At 39.5% G+C, this 722-nt stretch carries 2 pseudogenes; both read right to left on the bottom strand.

From position 1 onward, the window contains the following. Positions 1–574: pseudogene (locus AC5590_RS06100) on the bottom strand (HetZ-related protein 2); the annotation flags it as partial. Continuing rightward, positions 571–722, bottom strand: a pseudogene (locus AC5590_RS06095) (ATP-binding protein); the annotation flags it as partial. The pseudogenes AC5590_RS06095 and AC5590_RS06100, both read right to left, overlap by 4 nt.

Here is a 722-nt window from a genome sequence, read left to right as displayed (position 1 = left end):
TATAGTCACCTTCCAGTACCAAACGATTGGATTCTTCTTCTACCACTTCTGGTGTCGTGGGTAATTCAAATACCCCTGAACGCCAGTCAAAAAAATCTGGAGCACGATGAATGAGATAATTTATTGAAAATGACCGCAACAGAAAAACAAAGCAGATGGGGAAATCATCTCTAAAGCTTTCTCGCTGTTGGTTTAAGTGATTTAAAATTGGTGGAACACGAGTTAAATTACTAAATTGTCCCTCTGTAATTTCACCAAAACTTCTTTGTTCATACTTGTATAAAGAATATTCCAACCCTTTAATCAATAAAATATCAACTGGCTTGTCTTTCACAAACTCAGTCACCCGCGCATATAAATTATCAATCGCCTCAACCAAACCAAGCGTTGCAATCTTTTTCTGTGGAATCTCCTGCGGAAGTTTAGCAATGAAGTGTTCGGCTTCCGCAGGTGTACATTGGACAAAAAACAAGCCAAATCCTGACTTGCGTTTCAATGCGCGAATCAAGTCTTGATAAACTTCCTCCGGTTCGAGGGGTAAATCATCATCCCAATCACTTACAGCGGTTTTCATGGAAGTTTCGCCACAGCTTCTTTCAATTCTGCAATTCCTTGAATTAATGGGTGAATGTCATACCAACGCTGCATTTCTTGATCTTCATCCAAGTAGCGATATTCTAAAAGACAGCGGTTATACATCAAACTGCGATACTGGTCATCAT

It is taken from the genome of Brasilonema octagenarum UFV-OR1 (assembly GCF_963888615.1).
Lineage (GTDB): Bacteria > Cyanobacteriota > Cyanobacteriia > Cyanobacteriales > Nostocaceae > Brasilonema > Brasilonema sennae.
This window is presented reverse-complemented; position numbering and strand designations above follow the sequence as displayed.